The sequence below is a fragment of the Mycobacterium sp. DL genome (genome assembly GCF_039729195.1).
Lineage (GTDB): Bacteria > Actinomycetota > Actinomycetes > Mycobacteriales > Mycobacteriaceae > Mycobacterium > Mycobacterium hippocampi_A.
This window is the reverse complement of sequence record NZ_CP155796.1, coordinates 1155180-1179654: the sequence shown is the minus strand read 5'-3', so window position 1 is coordinate 1179654 and position 24475 is coordinate 1155180. Positions and strand designations below refer to the sequence as shown.

Below are 24475 nucleotides of genomic sequence, written 5' to 3'. Positions count from 1 at the left end.
CGTCACGTGGCGCCCGTCACATAGACTGTCGAGTTGACACCCGTCAAGTCGCTGACAGCCCCGACGAGGAGACCGCATGAGCACACCCACGACGGACGATGCCGCGAAGGTTCTGGCCGATCCGGAGGCCTATGCCGACGACGACCGACTGCACGCGGCGCTGGCCCATCTGCGGGCCAACGAACCCGTCGCGTGGGTGGACAATCCGCCGTACCGGCCGTTCTGGGCGATCACCAGACACGCCGACATCATGGCGATCGAGCGTGACAACGAACTCTTCGTCAGCGGCCCGCGCCCGCTGCTCGCCCCGGCCGACGCCGATGACGTGATGAAGCAGCAGCAGGATGCCGGCATCGGTCTGCGGACGCTCATCCACATGGACGACCCGCACCACCGCGACGTGCGCAAGATCGGCGCCGACTGGTTCCGGCCCAAGGCGATGCGCGACCTCAAGGTGCGCGTCGACGAACTGGCCAAGCGGTACGTCGACCGGATGCGCGACATCGGTCCCGAATGTGACTTCGTCACCGACATCGCGGTCAATTACCCGCTCTACGTGATTCTTTCGCTCCTCGGACTCCCCGAGGACGACTTCCCCCGGATGCTCAAGCTCACCCAGGAGATGTTCGGCGGCGACGACACCGAGCACAAGCGCGGCGAGGGCACCACCGAAGACCTGTTGGCCGTGCTGATGGATTTCTTCGCCTACTTCTCGGCACTGACCGCCTCCCGCCGTGAGCACCCCACCGACGATCTGGCCTCGGCGATCGCCAACGGCACCATCAACGGCGAGCTGATGTCGGACATGGACACCGTCTCCTACTACGTGATCGTCGCCAGCGCGGGCCACGACACCACCAAGGACGCGATCTCGGGTGGACTGCGCGCCCTCATCGACAATCCGGATCAGCTCGCCCGCCTGCAGGACGATCCGAGCCTGATGGGCACCGCGGTCGAGGAGATGATCCGGTGGACGACGCCGGTGAAGGAGTTCATGCGTACCGCGACCGCCGACACCGAGATCCGCGGGGTGCCCATCGCCGAGGGCGAGTCGGTGTACCTGGCGTACGTCTCGGCCAACCGGGACGAAGACGTCTTCGCCGACCCGTTCCGCTTCGATGTGGGCCGCGACCCGAACAAGCATCTGTCGTTCGGGTACGGCGTGCACTTCTGCCTCGGCGCGGCGCTGGCGAGGATGGAGATGAACAGCCTGTTCACCGAGTTGCTGCCCCGACTGGACTCGATCGAGCTGGCGGGCGAGCCCGAGCTGGCGGCCACCACGTTCGTCGGCGGCCTCAAGCATCTCCCTATTCGCTACTCGCTGAGGTGATTTCGGCATCGGGCGGTGCGGCGAAGTTGGCCAGGAAGCCGTCGACCGCGGCGATCGCCACCGCCCGGTAGTCGAAATCGGCCAGGGTGCTGATCCGGCCGAAGGCCAGTGGGCCGATCAGCAGCGCAAACGCCATCGGCCTGTCGACAGGGCGCAACTCGGCAGCGGCCTGCGGCCCGTCGAAGATCGCGTCGAACGGTGCCGAGTACTGTTCGGCGATTCTCTCGCGCAGCGAGAGCACCTCCTGACTGCCCGCGACAGGATGTCCGGCGTTGGGCACCTGCGCGATGTCCGGCCCGAGCGACAGCCACGCCATCGCGGTCAGGGTGGTCGGCACCTCCGCGATCGCCTCGGCCCACTCGACGACGATCGAGATGAGCCGGTCCCGTAGACCGCCGTCGTCCGGCGGCATCGGCGGTGGCGGAATGAGGCTCATGAATGCCGCTGCGACAAGATCATTCGCACTGGGGAAGTGCCGATACAGCGTGGCCCGCGCCACGTTGGCGCTGCGGGTGACGGCGTCGACGGTCACCGCGCCGGGCCCGCCTGTGCGCAGCAGCGCCGTCGCCGCGTCGAGCAGTCGCGCCCGGGATCTGGCCGGCCGCGGGTCGCCTCCCGCCGTACTCATCGTTTCCGCCACCTTCCGCACGGGTACGAGACTGTTAGTCTCAAAAGTATCCCCTGCCGAGAGAGAGACGACATGGTCGACACCCTCGACGGGTCCAGCCAGGATATCGACGCCGACGCCGCCACCCTGTCCCCGCGCAGACGGACGTGGCTGCTCACCATCGCGTGCGCCGACGTCCTCCTGGTCATCGCGTCCATGGTCGCGCTCAACGCCGCACTGCCCGACCTCGCGGTCGAGACGTCGGCGACCCAGACGCAACTGACGTGGGTGATCGACGGCTACACGCTCGCGCTGGCCTGTCTGCTGCTGCTCGCCGGGGCCCTCGGCGACCGTTACGGCCGCCGCGGCGCGCTCCTCGCCGGGCTCGCGATCTTCGGCGTGGCTTCCCTGGCCCCCGTGGTGTGGGACAGTCCGACGCAGATCATCGCTGCACGCGCGGTGGCGGGTTTCGGCGCAGCGTTCATCATGCCTGCGACGCTGTCACTGCTCACCGCGGCGTTTCCGAAGTCCGAACGCAACAAGGCCGTCGGGATCTGGGCGGGCGTTGCGGGTTCCGCGGCGATCGTCGGATTCCTGGGCACCGGGACACTGCTGCACTTCTTCCCGTGGCAGTCCATCTTCTACGCGTTCGGCGCAGCCGCAGTAGTACTGTTCGGGCTCACCTGCACCATCGGGTCGTCGCGTGACGAGAGCGCCGCGCCGGTCGACTGGCTCGGCGGCGGACTCATCGGAGCGGCGATCGCGGTGTTCGCGCTCGGGGTGATCGAGGCCCCCCACCGCGGGTGGACCGACCCCGCCGTGCTGTTCTGCATGGCGGCCGGCGTGGCCATCGCCGCGGTCTTCACGCGGGTCCAGTTGCGGCGAGAGCACCCGCTCCTCGACGTGCGACTCTTCGGCAGACCCGATTTCGCCACCGGCGCCGTCGGCATCACCTTCCTGTTCTTCGCGAACTTCGGATTCTTCTTCGTGGCAATGCAGTTCATGCAGTTGGTGCTCGGGTACAGCCCCATCACGACCGCATTCGCGTTGACACCGCTGGTCTTCCCCGTGCTCATCCTCAGCGCCACCGTGCACCTCTATCTCCCCAGATTCGGCCTGCGGGCGGTGGTGACCGTCGGTTTGTTGATGTTGGCAACCGGGCTGTTCTGCATGCGCACCCTCGAAGCCGAGTCGTCGTACCTGGATCTGGCGTGGCCGCTGCTGATCATGGCCTCGGGTATCGGACTGTGCACGGCGCCGACGACTTCGGCGATCATGGGCGCGGTACCGGACGAGAAGCAAGGTGTGGCCTCCGCGGTCAACGACGCCACCCGTGAGATCGGTGCGGCGCTCGGCATCGCCGTCGCCGGATCGGTTCTCGCTGCGGGCTATCAGCACGCGTTGGCACCGAACGTGGGCGCCTTCCCGGACCAGAGCCGCGAAGCCGCGACCGAATCGCTCGCCTACGCACTGTCCGTCGCCGAACAGATGGGCCCGATGGGCGCACAACTGGCCGCCCTCGCCGAGTCGGCATTCCTGCACGCGATGGACCAGGCGCTGCTGGTGCTCTCCGCGGCGATCCTCGTCGCGGCGGCCTTCGTCGCGGTCTGGTCACCCGGTCGCGACGGTCGGCAGTCCCGCGCGGTCCGCAAGCTCACCGAGCGGCGATGAACTCCGTCGCGCGGTGGCCGGCCATCACGATCGTCGCGTGCGGTCCGCGACTGGTGATGGCGGGCAGGATCGACCCATCGACGACCCACAGTCCGTCGACGCCCAATACCCGACACTGAGCGTCGACCACCGCAGTCGGGTCACCGTCACCGCCCATCCGGGCACTACCGCACAGGTGCTGCGATGTCGACCACGAGGGTTCGGATTCTACTGTGGTACCGGCTAATTCATGCGCGAGCTCGGACCCTCTCCGGAGCAGCTCGACATCTGCGGCCTCGCTGTCGTAGTGATGTTCGATCACCGGGGCGCGGTCGGGATCCGCGGACACGAGCGTGATCCGGCCTCGCGACCGGGGACGCATCAACGTCACCCCGAGGTGCGGCCGGTCGGTCGGGTCATCGCGGCGACCGCTGGTCATCGCTCCGAAACCCGCTGTGTAAGGCCTGATCTCAAGGCCCTCACCAGTCGTCAGCACCGCCTCCAACGGGGGCACGCCATGCGTCGGCGGCCAGCTCACCGGTAGCACCCATTCCGGGTGATCGACGGTACCGACGCCGACGGGCAGATCCACCCCCACGGACACGCCCGCGTGCCTCAGGTCGTCCCCGGGTCCGATTCCCGACAGCATCAGCAGGTGGGCGGAACCGATGGCGCCGGCGGACAGCACGATCCGGTCGGCGGTCAGCACCACGTCTCCGCCGGGCCCGCGGCACTCCAGCGCGGTGGCCCGCCCGGCGTCCACCCGAATCCGGCGCACCTGGGTATCGGCGAGCAGGGTCAGGTTGGGACGCTGCAACGCCGGTTGCAGAAAGGCACCCCCGGGGCCGACGCGGGTGCCGCCCTCGATGTTGAGCGGCACCGCACCGACTCCCGGCCCCAGCGGGACCTCCGGTGTCGACCCGTTGAGATCGTCGATCCAGCCGAACCCCGCCGACTGTGCCGATTCCACGAATGCTGCTGTGCAGCCGTTGAATTCATTGACCCGACGCACGGTGATCGGCCCGGCCGAGCCATGCAGTGGACTGTCGAAGTCCAGGTCGTTCTCGATCGCGATGAAGTGTGGGAGGACCTCGGACCAGGACCAGCCCGGCAGCGCCCATCCGTCGACGTCGGACGGCAGGGCGCGACAGAAGTACCCCCCGTTGATCGCACCCGATCCGCCGACGACGGCGCCGCGCATGATCTGCGCGGACCGTTCGGGTGCGTCGGTCAGCGTCGTCTGATACCGCCGGACCACCGAACTCGCCTCCCCGATCGGAAGGCGCAGACCATCGGTGATCTGGCTGTAGATCCGCGGGTCACCCGGCCCGGGACCCGCTTCCACCACGGTCACCCGGCAACGGTCGTCGGCGGAAAGCCGTTCTGCAAGCACGGATCCCGCACTCCCGGCGCCGACGATCAGGATGTCACTGCGGACGCGAGGAGCAAAACGGTCGCTGTGCAAAGGCGCGTCAGGTCCGGATCTGCGGCTTGAGCGCGCCGGCATGCCGCTCGCGCACCACGCCGCTCCACAGCCCCAAACCGTAGGCGATGTCGTCGAGACGTTTGAGCAGCACATAGGTGAGCACGCCGACCCGCTGGGTCTCGTCGTCGGCGTTGCCGTTTCGGGTGATCCAGTCGAACACGCCGTCGAGCACCGCGGCCACCAACACCACCTGGCGACAGCGTCGTGAAAACACCGCGGCGACCAGCGCGATCGGCCAGTAGTGGCGGCAGATCGCCGACGCCAACTGCAGGGCCGCCGACCACAGCCCGTGCACCGCGACGAGCGCGACCTCGATCGGTTCTGTCTGCACGCTGGACAACGACTTGGCGATGCGGCGCCCGGTGATACCCGCGACGGCGGCGGATCCCAGGTACCCGAGGCTCGAGCCGATTGCCGCCAGCAGCCAGACCACCAACGTCCACCCCGAGATCACCAGTGGCGCCGTCTTGCCGGGATGACGGATCGCCAGCGGTGCCGCCGAGCCGCCGTAGAACGACTTGCGGACGAACCACTTTCGCAGCTCGGTGCGGTGATCGTGGGCCACCGTGGCGATCGGTTCGTACCGAAGCCGCGCGCCCACCTCGTTCAGCCGCCAGCACAGGTCGACGTCCTCACCGGACACCAGTGACTCGTCGAAGCCGCCGACCTCGATCAAGGTTCGACGGCGGCAGATGATAGCGGCGCTCGGAACATAGGACACCGTGCCGAGCGGAACCACCGGGGCCTCGCGCAACCCGAGGTCGAGCGACGACCGCACCGCCTCGTAACGCGCCACCGCGCTGTCGGACGGATGCAACGCGACGATCCGCGGTGCTGCCAGTGCCACCGCAGGATCACAGAAGTGCCCGAGCAGTGCCTCGAGCCAACCGCGGCGGGGCACCACATCGGAGTCGAGGAAGGCGACGAAGTCGGTGTCACACGCCCGCAGTCCGGTGTTACGTGCGGCGGCCGGCCCCTTGTTGCGCGAGTGCCGCAGGATCGTCAGGTCGCAGTGCACGCCGGTGAAGTCGGATTCCAGCACCGGGGTCACGGAACCGTCGTCGACGATCACAACGCGCAGACCACGCAGCGAATAGACCAACCTGTCGAGCCCGGAAGGATTGTCCCGCACCGGAATCACGACGGTGACGTCCCGGTGTGACGGTCCACTGAGCGGTCGCGGATGGGCAACAGTTGCGTCCAGCAGGGTGCGCGCCAATTGAGCGCTGACCGCGTCGTGCACCTCGAGCCTGCCGCCGGCCAGCATGGTCTGCGCGGCCGGGGCCAGCCGGAGCAGGCGGGTGGGCGAACCGCCCAGAAGCGCAGCCCCCTCCCCGAGGACTCGCACCCGTCGATCCACCTGAACCGCGAACCCGTCGGGCAGGCGCGGCCCGGTCACCTCAACATTCCCTGCTGATCGGGCGCCCACCGGATGACCCTCCCCAGACATGCGTCAACCATTTCGGCAAAGATCCTTCTCCCCTCCTCCGCCGTCGCCGTGGTCGGGTCGCCGAGTACCCCCAGCGAACTGACTGCGGCGACTCCCCCACGAAGCATCTCAGGCATCAGTTCGGACAAGGGAGCCCGGTTGCCCGGTACTCGCTGATCCTCCCTCACGACACCCGGTGAAATATGTAGCAATACAGATGTTTCGGTGTGCCCGGCATGCGCGTCGGCGTTGCTGGAGCTGCACGAGCACCACCCCGCGTCCCGCCCTTCGTACCGGAGCGTCCCCACCGCCCGGCGCAGCGCATCGACGTTTCCGCCGTGGCCGTTGACGAACACCAGGCGCGAGGTCCAGCGAGAGGCCGAACGGGCGAACTCCACAAGCAGTTCCGCCAGTACCGGTGTGCCAATCGAGATCGTGCCGGGGAAGCCTTCGTGCTCGCCGCTGGCGCCGTAGCCAACGGCAGGGGCGACCAGCCAGTGGTCGGCACTCCCACCCAGGCGCTCCACGAGCGCAGCGGCGACCGCGGTTGCGATGCGAGTATCGGTGTCCAGAGGCAGATGGGGTCCATGCTGCTCGGTGGAACCTACTGGGACGACCAGCGCGGGCGACGTGTTCTGCAGCTGCCTCGACGTTGAGTCCCCGAGCTTGCTGGGGAATGCCACGCGACGATCGTAGGCCGAATTCATCTGGCGTGCGCCAATTGTTGACGCATGCGTGGCAATTGATTTCCGATCATGGGATGTGGTCCACGATCGGGGAACCACGCCAGCCCCCCGCGCCACGTCTGCACCACAGTCCCGCGCAGCGAGACCACCCGCCGCGCGGCCCGTTCACACTCCGAGCGTGCGGGTGAATCCGTCGGGAATCAGAATGTCCTCGCGCGTCAATTCGTGGATCGAAGATTTGCCGAGACCCATCAGGGCCGAGTCGATACCGCCGTGCATGATGTCCAGAACATTCTCGACACCCGCCTGGCCGTTGGCGGCCAGACCCCACAGATATGCCCTGCCGAGCATGACCGCCCTCGCGCCGAGAGCGACGGCCTTGACCACATCGCTGCCCCGCCGGACTCCGCCATCCAGCAAAACCTCGATCTGATCGCCGACCGCATCGGCAATGGCGGGCAGGCACCGGATCGCCGCCGGGGTGCCATCGAGATTGTTGCCGCCGTGGTTGGACACGGTGATCGCCGAAACGCCCGCATCAACAGCACGTTTGGCGTCGTCGACCCGCACCGTTCCCTTCAGCATGAACTGTCCGCCCCACTGCTGACGCAACCAGGCGACGTCCTCCCAGGTCGGCGGCGGGGTGCCCATCCACTGCCCGTACGCCTCGAAGAACGCCGGGCCGGCCTCACCGCGTCGGCCCTGGTTGGGCACCCGCAGGGCCGGTGGCCGCAGCCCCTTGCCGAAGCTCCACAGCCAGCGCGGCTTGGTGACCACCTCGGGGAACATCCGCACCATGGTGGCGAGGTTCATCGCCTCGGGGATCTTGGGGCTGCCCCAGTCGCGACCGTGCGAGAAACTCCAGTCGGTGGTCAGGATCAGACCCTTGGCGCCCGCGGCCCGGGCCCGCTCCATCCGCTGCAGTATCTCGTCGCGGCTGCCCAGCCAGTAGATCTGGAAGAAGATCTTGTCGTTGACCGCGGTGACCTCTTCCATCGGCTTGCTGGCGAAGGACGACAGGCCCATCGCGGTACCGCGCGCGGCGGCGGCCCGCGCCACGGCCACCTCACCGTCGGGGTCGATGGCCTGCACACCGGTCGGAGAGATGATGACGGGCATCGAAATGTCCTGCCCCATCACCGTTGTCGACATATCCCGCTTCTCGGTGGCGCCGATGACGTGCGGTGCGAAGCCGAGCTCCGCGAACGACTCGACGTTGTCGGAGACCGTCACGCCCTTCTCGCTGGCGGACACCAGCGACAGGTAGGCGGACTTGGGAAGGCGCTTCTTCGCCCGCTGCTGAGCGATGGCGACCGTTTCGAACCAGGTATCGCGTGCCATGGGTTACACAGGACTTTCGTTGCAGAACTTTTTGGGGGGAGCGCTCAGCAGTGTGAGCGGGATGGGACCTGACGGCGTCTTGCGGTTCCCGGTACGGGAGTGGTCGACGCTGGACTTGGGCTTGTCACGCTCGCGAGCCAATGCCGGCTCGCCGTAGCCCTCGACGCACTCCGGGTCCGGGCCGTCGAGCGGAAGACCGGTGAAGAACTTGGCGGCCATGCAGCCTCCGCGGCAGCTGTCGTAATGGCCGCAGCTTCCGCACGCGCCGGCCGACTGCGGCTCACGCAGCTCCCGGAACAGCTCCGAGTTCTGCCAGACGTTCTGGAACCCGTTGTCCGACAACACATTACCGGCAAGGAACGTGTCGTGGATGGCGAACGGGCAGGCGTAGACGTCACCCAGGGGATCGATCAGGCAAACCACCCGGCCCGCTCCGCACAGATTCAACCCGGCCAGCGCACCCGGTTCACCCAGGCCCGACAGGTGGAAGAACGAGTCACCGGTGAGGACCCGCTCGCCGTTGGCCACCAGCCAGTCGTAGAGCTGAACCTGCTGTGCGGGGGTCGGGTGGAGTTCGTCCCACACGTCGGCGCCCCGGCCCGACGGCCGCAGTCGGGTGATGCGCAGCGTCGCGTCGTAGCTGTCGGCCAGGGCCTTGAAATCGTCGAGCTGGCCCACGTTGTGGCGGGTCACCACCACCGAGATCTTGGCGTCGGTGAAGCCGGCCTCCCTGAGGTTCTCCAACGCGCGCGTCGCCATCGCGAAGGATCCCGGACCGCGCACCGCATCGTTGACCTCGGCGGTCGCGCCGTCCAGCGAGATCTGCACGTCGACGTAGTCGCTGGCAGCCAGCTTCGCTGCCACCTCGCGATTGATGCGAACTCCGTTGGTGGAGAACTTGACGCCGACGTGGTGGGCGGTCGCGTAGTCGACGAGCTCCCAGAAGTCCGATCGCACAGTGGGTTCGCCGCCGCCGATGTTCACGTAGAACACCTGCATCCGTTCCAGCTCGTCGATGATGTCCTTGCACTGTTGCGTGGACAGCTCGCGCGGATCGCGCTTGCCCGACGACGACAGGCAGTGCACACACGACAGGTTGCAGGCGTACGTCAGCTCCCACGTCAGGCAGATCGGCGCGTCCAGACCGCGCTCGAACTGATCGACGAGCCGGGGCACGGGTTGCATAGTGGTCATGACATCTCCTCGCGAACCAGCATCTGGGACTGGACCAGTACACCCAGAGCGTGTAGGTAGGGGGCCTGCGCGTCGTCGTCGATTCCCGCGGCGCGGCAGGCGGATCGAGCGTCGGGGTGATCAGCCAGGAGGTTGATCACCTCGACGATCGTCCGGTTCTTCAAGAACGAGAGCTTGCGGGTGCCGAAGTGATACAGCAGCGCGCCGAACGGTTCGGGCCGCACCGCCACCTGAGGGTGCAGCCGCCAGGACAGGTCCGGATCGAAGACACGGTCGGTTTCCACCGTCGACGCAGTCACGGTCAGTAGACCCCGCACATCCCGTCGATCGAGACTTCCTCGACCAAGCTCTCGGTGACCAGCTCTTCGGTCTCCACGTGCTGATTCGGTTCCATTGATCTCGCCTTTCTCCCGATGCGGTCCCCGGTAGGGTCTCGACATTTGTGATGCAGGTCGCAACAATATGGCATCGGGTGCCTAAATGGAAGGGCGGATTCCGGTGGACGCTGGGAAGGGTCGCGTGGGCCGTCGCCGGTCGACGAGCTGGGAGCACATCAGCGACGTCGCGATCGACTTGTTCATGACGCGCGGATTCGACGACGTCAGCGTCGATGACGTGGCGACGGCCGCGGGGATCGCCCGGCGGACCCTGTTCCGCTACTACCCCTCCAAGAACGCACTGCCGTGGGGTGACTTCGACGCACACCTCGGAAACATGCAGGCCCTGTTGGCCGGCCTCGACCCCGGCGTCCCGGTCCGCGACGCGCTCCGCACCGCCCTGTTGGCTTTCAACGAGTTCGACGACCCCGATCGTCACCGCCAGCGGATGCGGTTGATTCTGGAAACCGAGGCCCTGCAGGCATATTCGATGACGATGTACGGCGGCTGGCGAGCCGTGGTGGCCGCTTTCGTGGCCCGCCGCCTGGATGTGTCAGCAGCCGATCTGGTGCCACAGACAGTGGCGTGGACGATGCTCGGGGTGGCGCTGGCCGCCTACGGGCAGTGGCTCGAGGACGAGACGGTGGCACTGCCGGCCGCCCTGAGCGACGCATTCGACCTGCTCGCGCCAGGCTTGACCGGACTCTGAACTCGGGGTGTCGGAGTTCGGGCCTCAAGGGCGACGATAAGGATGTGAGCGCCCAACCGACTGGTCACAACGCGCCGCGGGCACTGCTGGAGCTGTACGACGAAGCCCTGCCGGCGGTGTACGGATATTTCGTCAGGCGCTGCGGTGACCGCGCGACGGCCGAGGACCTCACGTCGGAGACCTTTCTGGCGGCGATGGACACGGCCAGAAGGAAAACACCTCCCCCGTTGACGGTGCCGTGGTTGATCGGAGTGGCACGCCACAAACTGGCCGACCACTACCGCAGGCGCCACGACCGCTTCTTGATACCCGTCGCCGAATTGCCCGAGCCGGTCGACGCCGCCGACGACTGGGACGCCGAACTCGACCGCATCGTCGCCGAACAGGTGCTCTCCCGGCTGCCCGAGCACCACCGCACGGTGCTGGCGTTGCGCTACTTGGACGACTGCTCGGTGCCCGAATGTGCCGAGTTGATAGGTCGCACGGTGCACGCCACCGAGGCGCTGCTGGTGCGGGCGCGACGAGCGTTCCGCGCGCAATACCCAACGCTGGAAGGAGGGACGTCGTGAACAACCACCACGATCCGCTGGACGCGCTGCGCGGCACCGACCTTCCGTCGGAGCCGGACCCTGCCTTCGCCGCGCGACTGCGGGCACGCCTCGAGTCGGCCGCGAGATTGTTTGAACAGCAACCAGATCAAACCCAAGGAGTGATCATGAGCGGAACCGACATCGCCGAGCTCGCCGATATGTCGGCACCCGACTGGCTCGCCGCCGAGCGCACCCTGACCACGCCAGCTCCGCAGCCCTCTGCGCGGCCCGCTGTTACATCCTCTCCGCGGCCCGCCGCGATCCCCTACCTGGCCGTCGCAGACGCCCGCGCCGCGATCACCTGGTACACCGACAACTTCGGTGCCGCCGTGGTCGGGGATCCGATCGAGATGGGCGACGGCCGGATCGGACACGCGGAGTTGGCGATCTCGGGCGGGGTGCTCTACCTCGCCGACGAGTTCCCGGAGATCGGATTGAAAGCACCGTCGCCGCAGGCGGTCTCGGTGAGCCTGATGCTGCCGGTGGCCGATACGGACGTCACGCTCGAGCGGGCCAGGGCGAACGGCGCAGACGTGCAGCGCGAACCGTACGAGAACTACGGCAGCAGGACCGCCGCGATCGTGGACCCGTTCGGGCACCGCTGGATGATCACCGGCCCGATGACCGGTTCGCCCGTCCCCATCCAGCACGGCGACGTCGGATATGTCTCGGTGTGGACGCCCGACGCCCGACGCGCGGCAGCCTTCTACGGGCATGTTCTCGGCTGGACCTACGATGCGGCCACCCAGCAGGTCACCAACACCGGCCAGCGCATCGGTATCTACTCCATCCCGGGAAAGAACACGCTGTTCTGCTGCTACGCGGTGACAGACCTCGCGGGGGCACGGGAGAGCATCCTCAGCGCCGGCGGCACTGTCGATGAGATCGAGCACTTCGACTTCGGAACCGTGCTCGGCGCCACCGATCCGCAGGGGCTCGAATTCGCTGTCTATCAACCGACTCCCGGACAACCCCGCCCGACACTCAACGGCGACGGCCCCGGGGAGTTGTCCTACATCACCTACCAGGTCCCAGACTCGGCCACGTTCAGGGCGTTCTACAGCGGGCTGCTGTTCTGGACGTTCGAGCCGGGACGAGTTGACGACGGGTGGGGGGTGTCCCCGACTCATCCCATGGCCGGTGTTGCGGGCGGCACCGACGCCCCGGTCACCGTGCCGATGTGGACCGTCGAGGACATCAACGACGCCGTGGCGCGGGTCCGCGAGGCGGGCGGGTCGGTGATCGAGGAGCCGTCACAGCAGGCCTACGGCAAGTCGGCGCTGTGTACCGACGACCAGGGCACGCGGTTTTACCTCGGTGAGTTCTGAGGGGCCGAACTGTTCAGTGCGCGTTCGGCTTTGATGCTTGCGGCGTTGTCGGCGGCGCGGGTACGTCGTCGGCGGGGCATCATCGCGGTGCGGCCGGGATGGATTGGTGGGCCGCACGCTGGAGGTGGCAGGTCGGCGGTGGCCAGGGTGTAGGACGGGAAGAACAGTCGGCTGCCGGGTTTTGTGGTGTAAGTCCGCCCGTCGGGGGCAGTCCAGATGACTGTGGCATCGGGGAGTTGCCGGTCCCGCCAGCCGTCGGGCCCGCCCCAGAACGTTTTCATCAAATGATGACTTCTGCACTTGCAGTTCAGGTTCGACGGATGGGTGGGCCCCAGCGGCCACGGCTCGACGTGGTCGATGTCGCAGCGGTCAGCGGGCACGTCGCAGCCCGGGAACCGGCAGAACATGTCACGCACGCGGATGAACTCCGCCAGCCGTGCCGAGGGCCGGTAGTGCGGTTCGGGATCGGGGCCGGGCAGCCACAGCGGGGCGACTTTCGCTCCGCCGCGGAGCGCTTCGGCCAGCACCGCGGTGGGGATCACCCCACGCCCGGGCAACACCGCCAGCCCCGCATCGGTCAATCGCGACGGCATCGAATCGACATCGTCCGCAGGCTCGGACTCGGGCTCGGGTTCAGCGACCGGCATCGCCTCAGGCTCGATATCTTCGTCGGGCTCAGCGTTCTCGGCGTCGTCCGCGAGTGTCGGCTCAGGCTCGGCGTTCTCGGCGTTCTCAGCGGGCTCAGGGTTCTGGGCGGCTGTTGATTGGGCGTGTTCGGCGTTCTGGGCGGCGATCAGTTTGCGGGCAGCGTCCACGGCGGCCTGATCGGCGATCACCCGGATCACCACCGACGAGGACGGCGCTGGTGTGGCTGGGCAGTGTTCGCCGCCGCACCGGCACGTCAACACCGTGTTCCCGTGCCCCAACGCGCCCACCGCATCAGCCCAACGCTCACCGGCGGTGCGCGGATCATCCGGACACACCCCGGCCACCATCGCGGTGATCCGCGCCCGCAACGCCGCCGCATCCGTGGGTGACAACCGCCCCCACACCACGGTGAACTCATTGGTGTCCTCACACGCCCCGATATGGAAATCCCGGGTCCGGATCACCTCCCGGGCACGGCGCACCGCCTCGGGGTCATACCGCTCGATCACCGCGTCGATCGCCCGACCCAACACCACCACCGACAACGGCCCCCACCGCACCGCTTTGTCCGCCAGTTCGGCATCGATGAGGGTGATCAACGCGTGGTCCTCGACCAACTGGGTGCGCCACGTCAACTCCGAAATCACCCGCGCACTGAGCGCCCCGGCACTGAACAGTGCCGCCACCTTCGGCAACCGGTACCGCAACGCCACCGCGATCCGCATCTGCCCCGACGCGCGGCGATGGCCTACCGTCAACGCCGCCGCCACCCGCGCCGCGGTGTGATCCCACGGATCAACAGCCCACCGGCCGCGCTCGTCATCTTCGTCGACACAGCGGTCCACCAACTCCGCGATCGCCGCCAACTTCCGCGCGCCGGCCGCCGCTTCCTCCCGCGCGGCAGCCTCGATCACACCCACCAACGCATCCTCAGCCACGCCGGCGAACATCGAGTCGAACATGTGTTCGATTCTACCCGGCTCCACTGACTCGAACTTTCTGGCAGGGTCGCCGCTTGTGGATAACCGCGGCCCTCTGGTGAGAGGTTGTGGATAAGGATCAATCACGACGGGGTGCCCACGAGGACGACGATGATCTGGAACTCAAGTTGGCTTTGGCCCGGGCCAAAGCACACGCGGCCCAGAATTCCGACGAGAAGCGCTACCCCAGGACGTCGGAGATCGGCGCACCCGCGGCGATCTTCGAGCGGGCCTTCATGACCTTGCCCGGCATCCCGCCACCGACGACGCCGACCACCACACCATCGCGCTCGTAGTAGGCCAGGAACTTGCGGCCGTCATCCTCGACGACATGCACGGTGTCGGTGGCCTCGGGCTCACCCAGGCACTGGATCTTGACGTCGTACTGGTCGCTCCAGAAGTACGGGACCGATACCGCGGCAGGCGCATCGTTACCGAGCAGGGACGGCACCAAGACCCTCGCCTGGTCGGCGACATTGCTCCAATGCTCAACGCGCACTTGACCTTTGACAACGTCCCGCCAGGAAGCGACATCGCCGATTGCCCACACGTGGGGCACGCTCGCGCGGCCGGCGTCGTCGCACACCACACCGTTGTCGATCTCGAGGCCGCTACCGTCGAGCCAGCCGGTGGCCGGGTGGGAACCGATACCGACGATCACGAGGTCGGCTTCCAGTTCCGTGCCGTCGCCCAGCGTGACGCTCTGCACCCGACCGTCGCCGCCGACCTCCGCAACGCCGACGCCGCAGCGGACGTCGACACCCTCGGCCCGGTGCAGTCGTGTCACCAGATCACCGATCGTCTGACCCAGGACCGACGCCAACGGCGACGGCTGGGGCTCCACCAGCACCACGTCGACGCCCAGCTTGCGCAGGCTCGCGGCCACCTCACACCCGATGAAACCCGCACCCACCACGACGGCGCGCCGCGCGGATTCCGCCTCCCGGCGCAACGCGAGGCTCTCGTCGACGTTGCGCAGCACATGGATGCCCGCAAGATCGGGGAAGGACGAAATGCGCCGAGGCACAAGACCCGTCGCAATGATCAGCTCGTCGTAGCTCAGCTCTGTGCCGTCCGCCAGGGTCACCGTCTGGACGGCAGTGTCGACCGAACTCGCGCCGTTGCCCAGCAGCATCGTGATGTTGTTCTCGGCGTAGAACTCAGCCGGTTTGAGCGTGACGTCGTCGGTCTCGGAGCGCAGCACTTCCTTCGACAGCGGCGGCCGGTCGTAGGGCAGGTGGGCTTCGTCGCTGACGATCGTGATGGTGCCGGCGAACTCGGAACGACGCAGTTGTTCGGCGGTTCGGGCGGCGGCCAGCCCGCCGCCGACGATCACGACGCCTCCTGAAGTGGTCACTTGGGTGTTCTACACGATCCGGTCGGGCCGATGTACGCCACCCCGTCAGCCCGGTGATCGCTCGATGAGATTCGACAGCACCACGATGCTCTCGCTGCGCTCGATGTCGGCGCTGGCACGGATCCGCTCCAGCGCCTCCTCGAGGTGCCGCATGTCGCGGGCCAGGACGTGCAGCAGCGCGTCTGACGTGCCGGTGACCGTGGCCGCACTCACCACCTCGGGGATGTCCTGCCAGGCCGCACGCAGCTCGTCAGGGGCGATGGTGCCGTGGCAGTAGACCTGGACGTAGGCCTCGGTGGTCCAGCCGAGCGCGTTGCGGTCGATCACGGTGGTGAATCCCCGGATGACCCCGGTATCGAGCATCCTGTCGACGCGACGCTTCACCGCCGGTGCCGACAGGTTCACCCGCTGCCCGATCTCGGCGAAAGTGGCCCGGGCATGCTCGGCCAGCTCGACCAGAATGCGCTCGTCGGTCTCATCGAGCCGATCCATGACGTCTCCCGCGCAATAGAAGTTCACAAGCAACGCATTGACGCAATGAATCATGCCTTATTACGCAACAGCTGGCGATTGATTGCGCCAGATGCAGTCCATATCGTTGCTTTCATGATGTTCTCCGATGTCGCCGGCGCCCTCGCGACCCCCGCCACCGATGTCACCCGCACCCGAACGGCCCGGCCCCGCCGGTACGTCATGGCGGCCCCGAACTTCTTCGCCGTCGAATACGTCATCAACCCGTGGATGGACACCTCCACCCCTGTCGACGCCTGCCGCGCCGTGGCCCAGTGGGAGGCGTTGCGCCAGACCTACACAGATCTCGGCCACACCGTCGAACTGGTCGAGTCGGTGGCAGGTCTGCCGGACATGGTCTACGCGGCCAACGGCGGACTGGTCGTCAACGGCAGGGCCGTCGTCGCCCGCTTCGCCCATGCCGAACGTGCCGGTGAGTCCATCGCGCACGCCGAATGGATGTCCCGCAACGGGTATCTGCCCTTCGAGACCCGCCACGTCAACGAGGGCCAGGGCGACCTGTTGGTGGTCGGCTCGACGATCCTGGCCGGTCACGGTTTCCGCACGGACCGTCGTGCGCACGACGAGATCGCCGAACACCTCGGAATGCCGGTCGTCGGCCTGGAGCTCGTCGACCCCCGCTTCTATCACCTCGACACCGCGCTCGCGGTCCTCGACGACACCACGATCGCCTATTACCCAACGGCGTTCGCCGAGCGATCCCGCGCGGCGCTGATCGAGCTGTTCCCCGATGCGATCGAGGTGGCCAGCGCCGACGCCTACGTCCTCGGCCTCAACGTCGTCTCCGACGGCCTCAATGTCGTCCTGCCGGCAGCCGCCACCGGTTTCGCCGAGCAACTCCGCCAGCGGGGCTTCCGACCTGTCGGGGTGGACCTCTCGGAGCTCCTCAAGGGTGGCGGATCGGTCAAATGCTGCACCCTGGAGGTACATCCGTGACCATGCTGGAGAACATGACGACCGAGACCGACATGGTGATCGAACTCGATCGCCGCCATGTCGCGCACAACTATTCGCCGCTGCCGGTCGTCGCGGCCGGCGCCGAAGGTGCCTGGATCACCGATGTCGAGGGCCGCCGCTATCTCGATTGCCTCGCGGCGTACTCCGCGGTCAACTTCGGCCACCGCAATCCAGAGGTGACGGCTGCCGCGCACGCCCAGCTGGACACCGTGACGCTGGTGAGCCGCGCCTTCCACTCCGACCGGCTCGCACCGTTCTGCGCCGCCCTCGCCGCACTGTGCGGCAAAGACATGGTGCTGCCGATGAACAGCGGCGCCGAAGCCGTGGAGAGCGGCATCAAGGTCGCACGCAAATGGGGCCACGACGTCAAAGGGGTTCCCGCCGATCAGGGCAACATCGTGGTCGCACGCAACAATTTCCACGGCCGGACCACGACGATCATCAGCTTCTCCGACGACGACACGGCGCGCCGCGGTTTCGGACCGTACACACCGGGATTCCGTTCGGTGCCCTTCGGTCCCGACGACCCGCATGCCGAGGCGATCGCCGACGCCATCGACGACAACACCGTCGCGGTGCTGATCGAGCCGATCCAGGGTGAGGCGGGGATCATCGTGCCGCCCGACGACTACCTGCCGCGGGTGCGGGCGCTGTGCACCGCGCGCAACGTGCTGCTGATCGCCGACGAGATCCAGTCCGGCTTGGCCCGCACCGGAAGGACCTTCGCGTGTGACCACTGGGGCGTCGTGCCCGACGTCTACCTGCTGGGCAAGGCCCTCGGCGGTGGCGTCGTGCCGCTGTCGGCGGTGGTCGCCGATCGCGCAGTTCTGGAGGTGCTGCATCCGGGCGAGCACGGTTCCACCTTCGGTGGGAACCCGTTGGCGGCTGCGATCGGGAGCACCGTTGTCGAGATGCTGGCTCGCGGCGAATTCCAATCCCGCTCAGCTGAACTCGGCACTCACCTGCACGATCGGTTGCGGGGGCTCATCGGCCGCGGGGTGATCGCAGTCCGCGGAAGAGGTCTGTGGGCCGGCGTCGACATCGACCCGGTGCACGGCACCGGCAAGCAGATCAGCCTGAAGCTGGCCGAGCGCGGTGTGCTGGTCAAGGACACCCACGGGTCGACGCTGCGTTTCGCGCCGCCGCTGGTGATAACCGCCGACGAGATCGATTGGGCCGTTGACCGGTTAGCCGACGTTCTGGCCGAAACGGGTTCACACTAGTTCGACACCCGTCCTGCCGACGATCCAGGAGGCGCCATGACTGCCCCACCGTTAGGCCTCACCCAACAGATGCTCCGGCGCCGTCCCGTGATCGACGCACCGGTCGCCCACGGCGCCTCCCAGGGCCTCAAACGCAGCATCGGTACCTTCCAACTGACGATGTTCGGTGTCGGCGCCACCGTCGGCACCGGCATCTTCTTCGTGCTGTCCGAGGCGGTGCCCGAAGCCGGACCGGCGGTGATCGTCTCGTTCATCATCGCCGGCATAGCCGCCGGTCTGTCGGCGATCTGCTACGCGGAGATGGCTTCTGCCGTACCGGTGTCCGGGTCGAGCTACTCCTACGCCTACACCACACTCGGCGAGTTCGTCGCGATGGCCATCGGCGCCTGTCTGCTGCTCGAATACGGCGTGTCGATCTCCGCGGTGGCTGTCGGTTGGAGCGGCTATGTGAACAAGCTGCTGGACAACCTGTTCGGTGTGCAGATCCCCCAGGCGCTGTCGGCCGCCCCGTGGGACGACGCGGCCGGGTTCGTCAACCTGCCCGCCGTCGTTCTGATCGTCATGTGCGCGCTGCTGCTGATCCGTGGCGCCAGCGAGTCGGCTCTGGTCAACACCGTGATGGTGGTGATCAAGCTCGGCGTGCTGCTGCTGTTCGTCGTCATCGCATTCACCGCATACAGTTCCGACCGGTTCGCCGGCTTCTGGGATGCCGGCTTCAACGGGATCACCCTGGCGGCGAGCGGAATCTTCTTCTCCTACATCGGTCTGGACGCCATCTCCACCGCCGGTGACGAGGTCAAGAATCCGCAGAAGACCATGCCCCGTGCCATCCTGGCCGCGCTGGTGATCGTCACCAGCTTCTATGTCCTGGTGGCGTTCGCCGCACTCGGATCGCAGCCCACCGAGGATTTCGGTTCCGAGGAGCAGGCCACCGCAGGCCTGGCGGTGATTCTGGACAACATCACCGGAAGCCTCTGGGCGAGCACCATTCTGGCGGCCGGTGCGGTCATCTCCATCTTCTCGGTCGCGCTGGTCGTGATGTACGGACAGACCCGCATCCTGTTCGCGATGGGTCGCGACGGGCTGCTGCCGTCGATGTTCGCCAAGGTCAATCCCCGTACCATGACGCCGGTCAACAACACCGTAATCGTGGCCACGGTGTGTGCGCTGCTCGCCGGCTTCGTCCCGCTGGGATATCTGCTCGACATGGTGTCCATCGGCACGCTGGTCGCGTTCATCGTCGTCTCCGTCGGCGTCATCGTGCTGCGCGTTCGCGAACCCGATCTGCCGCGCGGCTTCAAGGTGCCGCTGTACCCGGTCACCCCGATCCTGTCGGTGGCCGCGTGCCTGGTGGTGCTGTGGGGCCTGAACTGGTACACGTGGGTGGCGTTCGGCGCCTGGGTCGGTGTCGCCCTGATCTTCTGGATGTTCTGGAGTCGGCACCGCAGCGCTCTCAACACCGTGGCGGTCGGGGAACCGAAGTGACCGTCTTGGCGGGGTATCTCGCCGGGAAGTGCGGACACGCCCCACTCAACCTCGCCGTCGAGGCGGCCCGAACTCTCAACACCTCCCTCACCGTCGTCGCTGTTGTGCCCAGACCCTGGATGACACCGTCCCCCGCCCGCGTTGATGCCGAATTCGCCGCCTACGCCCAGCAATTGGGTTCGGACTCGGAGCGTGAGGCGCGGGAGTACCTGGACACCGTGGCGGCGGGCATCTCGGTCGATTTCCTCCAGATTGCCAGCCGCACCGCGGGTGACGGCCTGCTGGACGCTGTCGAGCGCGTCGACGCCGACGTCCTGGTCGTCGGCTCGTCGTCGAGCGGTGCACTCGGGCAGGTGGTGCTGGGATCGACCACCGACTGGCTGCTGCATGCGTCTCCGGTACCGGTCGCCCTGAGCCCGCGCGGTTATCGCGGATCCCGTACCGGCACGTTGCAACGGATCACCTGCGCCTACTCGGGCACCCCGGAATCGGTGCGGGTGGTCGAGCGCGTCAGCGAACTCGCCACCACTCTGGGGGTGCCGCTGCGCATCGTCAGCTACGCCATCCGGGGACGGACCATGTTCCCACCGCAGGTGGGATTGCACGCCGAGGACTCCCTGCTCGAGACCTGGGCGGCCCAACTTCGGGAGATCACGTCGAAGTTGAAATCGGACGGAATCGTCGGCGAAGACGTTGAGCTACAGGTCATCACGGGCAACGGGTGGGATCAGGCGCTGGACGCCACCGAATGGGAGGACGGCGACGTGCTCGCTCTGGGTACGACATCGCGGCGACGCATCACCGGGGTGTTCCTGGGAGCGCACGGCGCCAAGATCATCCGGCACAGCCCGGTGCCGGTGCTCGTGCTACCCGCCTGAGGTCAGTACTTGGCGGTCCCACGGTCGACGGCGATCTGGGAACCGGAGATCGTCGCCGATCCATCGCTTGCCAGCCAGGCCACCACGTCCGAAACCTCTTCGGGCGTCATGAATTCCTTCAGCCCCTTCTTGCCCTGGTGATTGACAGGGTGGTACGGCATCGGCGAGAAGCTGTGCAGGAAGGCCGGGTACTTTCCGAAGATCTCCATCATGGCGTCGGGTTCGACCATCGGTGTGTCGATGGAGTACGGGTGGATCGAGTTGACCCGGATCCCGAACTCCCCCGCTTCGATCGCCAAGGCGTTGGTGATCGCCACCAGGCCGTGCTTGGAGGCCGCGTAGTGGGCGTTGCCCGGGGTGGCCTTCGTGCCCGCCGACGAGCTGACGATGATGATCGAGCCGCCGTTGCCTGCCTCGATCATCGCGGGCACAGCGGCGCGGATGGTGCGCCACGTGCCGTTGAGGTTGACGTCGATGACGCTGTCCCACTGCTCCTCGGACATCTCGAACATCCGGCCCCAGCTGAGGATGCCCGCGTTCGCGACGACGATGTCGAGTCGGCCGAACTGTTCGATGCCGTCGGCCACCACCTGCTGCTGAGCGGCGAGATCACGGATGTCGACCTCGCGGGCAAGCACTTTGCGCCCGGTGGCTTCGACCAACCGCACCGTTTCCGCCAGATCCTCGGCGGTGGGCATCGGATAGGTGACGGTCGGCGAGACCGGTCCGCAGACGTCGATGGCAATGATGTCGGCGCCGTCGTTGGCCAGTCGGACAGCGTGCGCGCGCCCCTGTCCGCGCGCCGCTCCGGTGATGAACGCGACGCGGCCCTCCAAGCCTGCACCTGTTGTCATGACCGCTCCCTTCGTTGCTGCGAGCCGAGGTCAGGCTAACAGCAGAACTAGAACACGTTCTAGAGACTCACCAATCCAGTGGATCGCGGATGATCGGGCACGTCATGCAGTGCCCACCGCCGCGGCCGCGGCCGAGTTCGGCACCGACGATGGTGATCACCTCGATACCGGCCTTGCTCAGCAGGGAGTTGGTGTGGGTGTTGCGGTCGTAGGCGAACACCACCCCCGGCTCGACGGCGACGAGGTTGTTGCCGCTGTCCCACTGCTGACGTTCCGAGTCGTAGGCGTTGCCGCCTGTTTCGACCACCCTCAGCGCGGGCAGGTTCAGCGACGCGGCGACGACTTCGAGGAACGGCTTGGTCTCCTCGATGACCTCGACGCCGACCTCGTTGTCACCGGGGACGAGTGTGAAAGGCACGATGCCGTTGACGATTTCAGGGTAGATGGTGACGACGTCGCGGTCGGCGAAGGTGAACACGGTGTCCAGGTGCATGGCGGCGCGCAGCTTGGGCATGCCGGCCACGATCACTTTGTCGGCAGCACCCCTGACGAACAGTTCCGCGGCAACCTGGGTGATCGCCTGTCGCGACGTGCGCTCGCTCATCCCGATCAGCACCACGCCGTTGCCGGGGATGAGCACGTCGCCCCCCTCAATGGTGGCCAGCCCCCACGATTCCTCGGGATCACCCCACCACACCGTGGACCCGACGAAGTCGGGATGGAACTCATAGATCGCCTTCATCAAAAGGGTTTCGTCGTGGCGCGCGGGCCAGAACAACGGGTTGAGGGTCAGGCCGCCATAGATCCAGCAGGTGGTGTCCCGGGTGTAGAGCGTGTTCGGCAGCGGGGGCATCAGGTACTCGGTGACACCGTTGTCCTCCCGCGCCAGCGACCGGTATCCCGCACCCAACTCCGCCGGCAGATCCAGGATCGACATCCCGCCGATCAACAACTCGGTCAGTCGGCGCGGCGGTAGCGATTCCAGAAAGCCCCGGGTGTCCTCGACCAGGCCGGGTCCCACCTCGTTCGCCACGATCTTGCGATCCAACAGCCACGCCTTCGCCTCGGCGTTCTCCATTGTCTCGGTGAGCACGTTGTGGAGTTCGACGACCTCGACGTCGCGGTCACGCATCTTGTCCATGAAGTCGAAATGGTCGCGCCGCGCGTTCTGCACCCAGAGCACATCGTCGAAGAGCAGGTCGTCGCAGTTGGTCGGGGTGAGGCGCTCGTGGGCCAGACCTGGCGAGCACACCAGCACCTTCTGCAGCTTGCCCACCTCGGAGTGCACACCGTAGGAGGCGGATGGCGCTGGGGACGCTGCGGCTGTGGTCATGGATCGATCCTCTCGTTAGATCGTGATGGCGCCGGTGACCAGCGACACGATGCCGGCCACCGCCCCGACGACGATGACGCCGAACAACACCGCTTCAGCTCTGGTGAAGACCCGCAGTCCACGTTCCCGGCGGGCGATGACGTACAGCGCAGCACCCGCTGCGTACAGAATGCAGGACAGGAGCAGCTTGTCCAGTCCTGCCGCGTAGATCAGGAACAGGGTGTAGAAGGTCGCGATGCCCGAGACCACGGCGTCGCTCCTCCAGGCCCCGCCGTTCTCGTAGGTTTCCCTGGTCATCGTCAGCTTCACCGCGTAGGCGGCCGCCAGCAGATACGGGATCAGCGACAGGGCCGCGGTCAGGTCGAGCATGAAATCGAGTGCCTCTGCGGTGAACAACAGCAGCACGAGGAGCAGCTGGATCAGGATGCCCGCCAGCACCAGTGCGGCGACCGGCGCACCATTGCTGTTGGTGCGTCCCAGGAACCGCGGCATGTCGTCGGCTTTGGCCGGGATGTAGAGGATTTCGGCGGCCATCAACGTCCAGGCGAGGTACGCGCCCAGCACCGACAACACCACGCCGACCCGGATGAAGATCGATCCCCAATGTCCGACAACAGATTCCAGCACCGAAGCCATCGACGGCTGGTCGACGGCCGCCAGTTCCTGCTGCGGCAGCACCCCGTAGGACAGCAACGTCACCAGGGCGAAAACGCTCAGCACCGAGAGAAACCCGATGACGGTGGCGCGGCCGACGTCTTCGCGTTTCCTGGCGAACCGCGAGTAGACACTGGCGCCCTCGATCCCGAGGAACACGAACACGGTGATCAGCATGGTGCCCTTGGCCTGCTCGAAAACCGAGTTCCAGGAGTAGCTCCCGTCGCCGCCCCACAGGTTGTCGGTGAAGACCTCGGCCTCGAACGCAATGGCCGCGATCACGATGAACACGAAGATCGGCACCACCTTGGCGACGGTGGCGATGCGGTTGATCACCGCCGCCTCTTTGACACCGCGCAGGATCAGATAGCAGAACAACCACACCCCGACCGACGACGCCAACACCGCCACCACGGTGTCGCCGGCGCCGAGTGCGGGGAACAGTGCACTCGTGGTGGTCATGATCACCACCCAGTAGGACGTGTTTCCCGCACACGCCGAGGCCCAGAAGCCGAAGGCGGAGTTGAAGCCGACGTAGTCGCCGAATCCAGCCTTGGCGTAGGCGTAGATACCGGCGTCCAAGTCGGGTTTGCGGTTGGCGAGGCGCTGGAAGACGAACGCCAGCATCAGCATTCCGCTGCCGGCAATGGTCCAGGCGATGATCGCCCCGACGACACCGGTCTCGACTCCGAATCGGCGGGGTAGCAGGAAGACCCCGGAGCCGATCATCGAACCGACCACCATCGCGGTCAGGGTGGGCAGACTGACCTTCGAATCTTTGGTGGTCGCATCGGTGGCAGTCACATCCGACCTCCCGTCGCCGGAGCAGGCGCGCCCCGACCTGGGTG

23 protein-coding genes are annotated in these 24475 nt (G+C 66.9%); 9 read left to right on the top strand and 14 right to left on the bottom strand.

All coding sequences use genetic code 11. The features are described 5' to 3' along the window. The first annotated feature begins 76 nt into the window (after positions 1-76). Positions 77-1330 (top strand): cytochrome P450, encoded by a 1254-nt coding sequence (locus ABDC78_RS05655; protein ID WP_178358768.1) that lies wholly within the window; start codon positions 77-79, stop codon positions 1328-1330. Here ABDC78_RS05655 and ABDC78_RS05650 read toward each other — a convergent pair. Next, positions 1308-1958, bottom strand: a complete 651-nt coding sequence (locus tag ABDC78_RS05650) for a TetR/AcrR family transcriptional regulator (RefSeq protein ID WP_178358767.1) — start codon at positions 1956-1958, stop codon at positions 1308-1310. The two genes, ABDC78_RS05655 and ABDC78_RS05650, sit on opposite strands and share 23 nt — an antisense overlap. Positions 1959-2030: 72 nt before the next feature. Between ABDC78_RS05650 and ABDC78_RS05645 the strand changes: the two genes are divergently transcribed. After that, positions 2031-3608: an MFS transporter gene (locus ABDC78_RS05645; RefSeq protein ID WP_178358766.1), complete on the top strand. Its 1578-nt coding sequence runs from the start codon at positions 2031-2033 to the stop codon at positions 3606-3608. On the opposite strand, the gene mftG is transcribed toward ABDC78_RS05645, so the two are convergent. From mftG to mftA, 7 genes are all read right to left on the bottom strand, one after another. Beyond that, positions 3592-5013: a mycofactocin system GMC family oxidoreductase MftG gene (gene mftG / locus ABDC78_RS05640; RefSeq protein WP_347133477.1), complete on the bottom strand. Its 1422-nt coding sequence runs from the start codon at positions 5011-5013 to the stop codon at positions 3592-3594. The genes ABDC78_RS05645 and mftG overlap by 17 nt on opposite strands. 46 nt (positions 5014-5059) lie before the next feature. After that, positions 5060-6472, bottom strand: a complete 1413-nt coding sequence (mftF, locus tag ABDC78_RS05635; RefSeq protein ID WP_178358764.1) for a mycofactocin biosynthesis glycosyltransferase MftF — start codon at positions 6470-6472, stop codon at positions 5060-5062. Beyond that, positions 6469-7209: a mycofactocin biosynthesis peptidyl-dipeptidase MftE gene (mftE, locus tag ABDC78_RS05630; RefSeq protein WP_178358763.1), complete on the bottom strand. Its 741-nt coding sequence runs from the start codon at positions 7207-7209 to the stop codon at positions 6469-6471. Before mftE ends, mftF begins: the two co-directional genes overlap by 4 nt. Positions 7210-7353: 144 nt before the next feature. Next, positions 7354-8529, bottom strand: coding sequence for a pre-mycofactocin synthase MftD (mftD, locus tag ABDC78_RS05625; protein WP_178358762.1), 1176 nt, complete (start codon positions 8527-8529; stop codon positions 7354-7356). 3 nt (positions 8530-8532) lie between these two features. Further along, complete coding sequence (gene mftC, locus ABDC78_RS05620) at positions 8533-9723, bottom strand: mycofactocin radical SAM maturase (RefSeq protein ID WP_178358761.1); 1191 nt, start codon at positions 9721-9723, stop codon at positions 8533-8535. Then, positions 9720-10022: a mycofactocin biosynthesis chaperone MftB gene (mftB, locus tag ABDC78_RS05615; protein ID WP_347133340.1), complete on the bottom strand. Its 303-nt coding sequence runs from the start codon at positions 10020-10022 to the stop codon at positions 9720-9722. Before mftB ends, mftC begins: the two co-directional genes overlap by 4 nt. 2 nt (positions 10023-10024) lie before the next feature. After that, complete coding sequence (gene mftA, locus ABDC78_RS05610; protein WP_178358759.1) at positions 10025-10117, bottom strand: mycofactocin precursor MftA; 93 nt, start codon at positions 10115-10117, stop codon at positions 10025-10027. Between the two features lie 86 nt (positions 10118-10203). On the opposite strand from mftA, the gene mftR reads away from it, so the two are divergent. From mftR to ABDC78_RS05595, 3 genes are read left to right on the top strand one after another with little or no spacing between them, the layout of a single operon-like run. After that, positions 10204-10809, top strand: coding sequence for a mycofactocin system transcriptional regulator (mftR, locus tag ABDC78_RS05605; RefSeq protein WP_178358758.1), 606 nt, complete (start codon positions 10204-10206; stop codon positions 10807-10809). 44 nt (positions 10810-10853) lie between these two features. Beyond that, positions 10854-11378, top strand: coding sequence for a sigma-70 family RNA polymerase sigma factor (locus ABDC78_RS05600; RefSeq protein WP_178358757.1), 525 nt, complete (start codon positions 10854-10856; stop codon positions 11376-11378). Beyond that, positions 11375-12727, top strand: coding sequence for a VOC family protein (locus tag ABDC78_RS05595; RefSeq protein WP_347133339.1), 1353 nt, complete (start codon positions 11375-11377; stop codon positions 12725-12727). Before ABDC78_RS05600 ends, ABDC78_RS05595 begins: the two co-directional genes overlap by 4 nt. Here the strand turns inward: ABDC78_RS05595 and ABDC78_RS05590 are convergent. From ABDC78_RS05590 to ABDC78_RS05580, 3 genes are all read right to left on the bottom strand, one after another. After that, a complete protein-coding gene (locus ABDC78_RS05590; RefSeq protein WP_178358755.1) occupies positions 12709-14337 on the bottom strand; it encodes an HNH endonuclease signature motif containing protein in 1629 nt (542 codons plus the stop codon). The genes ABDC78_RS05595 and ABDC78_RS05590 overlap by 19 nt on opposite strands. Before the next feature lie 199 nt (positions 14338-14536). After that, positions 14537-15712 (bottom strand): FAD/NAD(P)-binding oxidoreductase, encoded by a 1176-nt coding sequence (locus tag ABDC78_RS05585; RefSeq protein ID WP_178358754.1) that lies wholly within the window; start codon positions 15710-15712, stop codon positions 14537-14539. A 45-nt stretch (positions 15713-15757) separates the two neighbouring features. Continuing rightward, a complete protein-coding gene (locus tag ABDC78_RS05580; protein ID WP_178358753.1) occupies positions 15758-16204 on the bottom strand; it encodes an Lrp/AsnC family transcriptional regulator in 447 nt (148 codons plus the stop codon). 114 nt (positions 16205-16318) lie between these two features. Here ABDC78_RS05580 and ddaH point away from each other — a divergent pair, with 114 nt between their 5' ends. From ddaH to ABDC78_RS05560, 4 genes are read left to right on the top strand one after another with little or no spacing between them, the layout of a single operon-like run. Then, positions 16319-17179, top strand: a complete 861-nt coding sequence (gene ddaH / locus ABDC78_RS05575) for a dimethylargininase (RefSeq protein WP_178358752.1) — start codon at positions 16319-16321, stop codon at positions 17177-17179. Between the two features lie 2 nt (positions 17180-17181). After that, entirely contained in the window at positions 17182-18423 is a 1242-nt protein-coding gene (gene rocD, locus ABDC78_RS05570) for an ornithine--oxo-acid transaminase (RefSeq protein WP_347133476.1), read from the top strand. A gap of 36 nt (positions 18424-18459) precedes the next feature. Continuing rightward, positions 18460-19908, top strand: coding sequence for an amino acid permease (locus ABDC78_RS05565; RefSeq protein WP_178358750.1), 1449 nt, complete (start codon positions 18460-18462; stop codon positions 19906-19908). Further along, a complete protein-coding gene (locus ABDC78_RS05560) occupies positions 19905-20786 on the top strand; it encodes a universal stress protein (protein WP_178358749.1) in 882 nt (293 codons plus the stop codon). The genes ABDC78_RS05565 and ABDC78_RS05560 overlap by 4 nt, the downstream gene beginning before the upstream one ends. A gap of 2 nt (positions 20787-20788) precedes the next feature. On the opposite strand, the gene ABDC78_RS05555 is transcribed toward ABDC78_RS05560, so the two are convergent. From ABDC78_RS05555 to ABDC78_RS05545, 3 genes are all read right to left on the bottom strand, one after another. Beyond that, positions 20789-21640, bottom strand: a complete 852-nt coding sequence (locus tag ABDC78_RS05555) for a mycofactocin-coupled SDR family oxidoreductase (RefSeq protein ID WP_178358748.1) — start codon at positions 21638-21640, stop codon at positions 20789-20791. Between the two features lie 67 nt (positions 21641-21707). Further along, positions 21708-22973, bottom strand: coding sequence for an arginine deiminase (locus ABDC78_RS05550; RefSeq protein ID WP_178358747.1), 1266 nt, complete (start codon positions 22971-22973; stop codon positions 21708-21710). Between the two features lie 15 nt (positions 22974-22988). Next, positions 22989-24371: a basic amino acid/polyamine antiporter gene (locus tag ABDC78_RS05545; protein WP_218620710.1), complete on the bottom strand. Its 1383-nt coding sequence runs from the start codon at positions 24369-24371 to the stop codon at positions 22989-22991. Positions 24372-24475 lie beyond the last annotated feature (104 nt).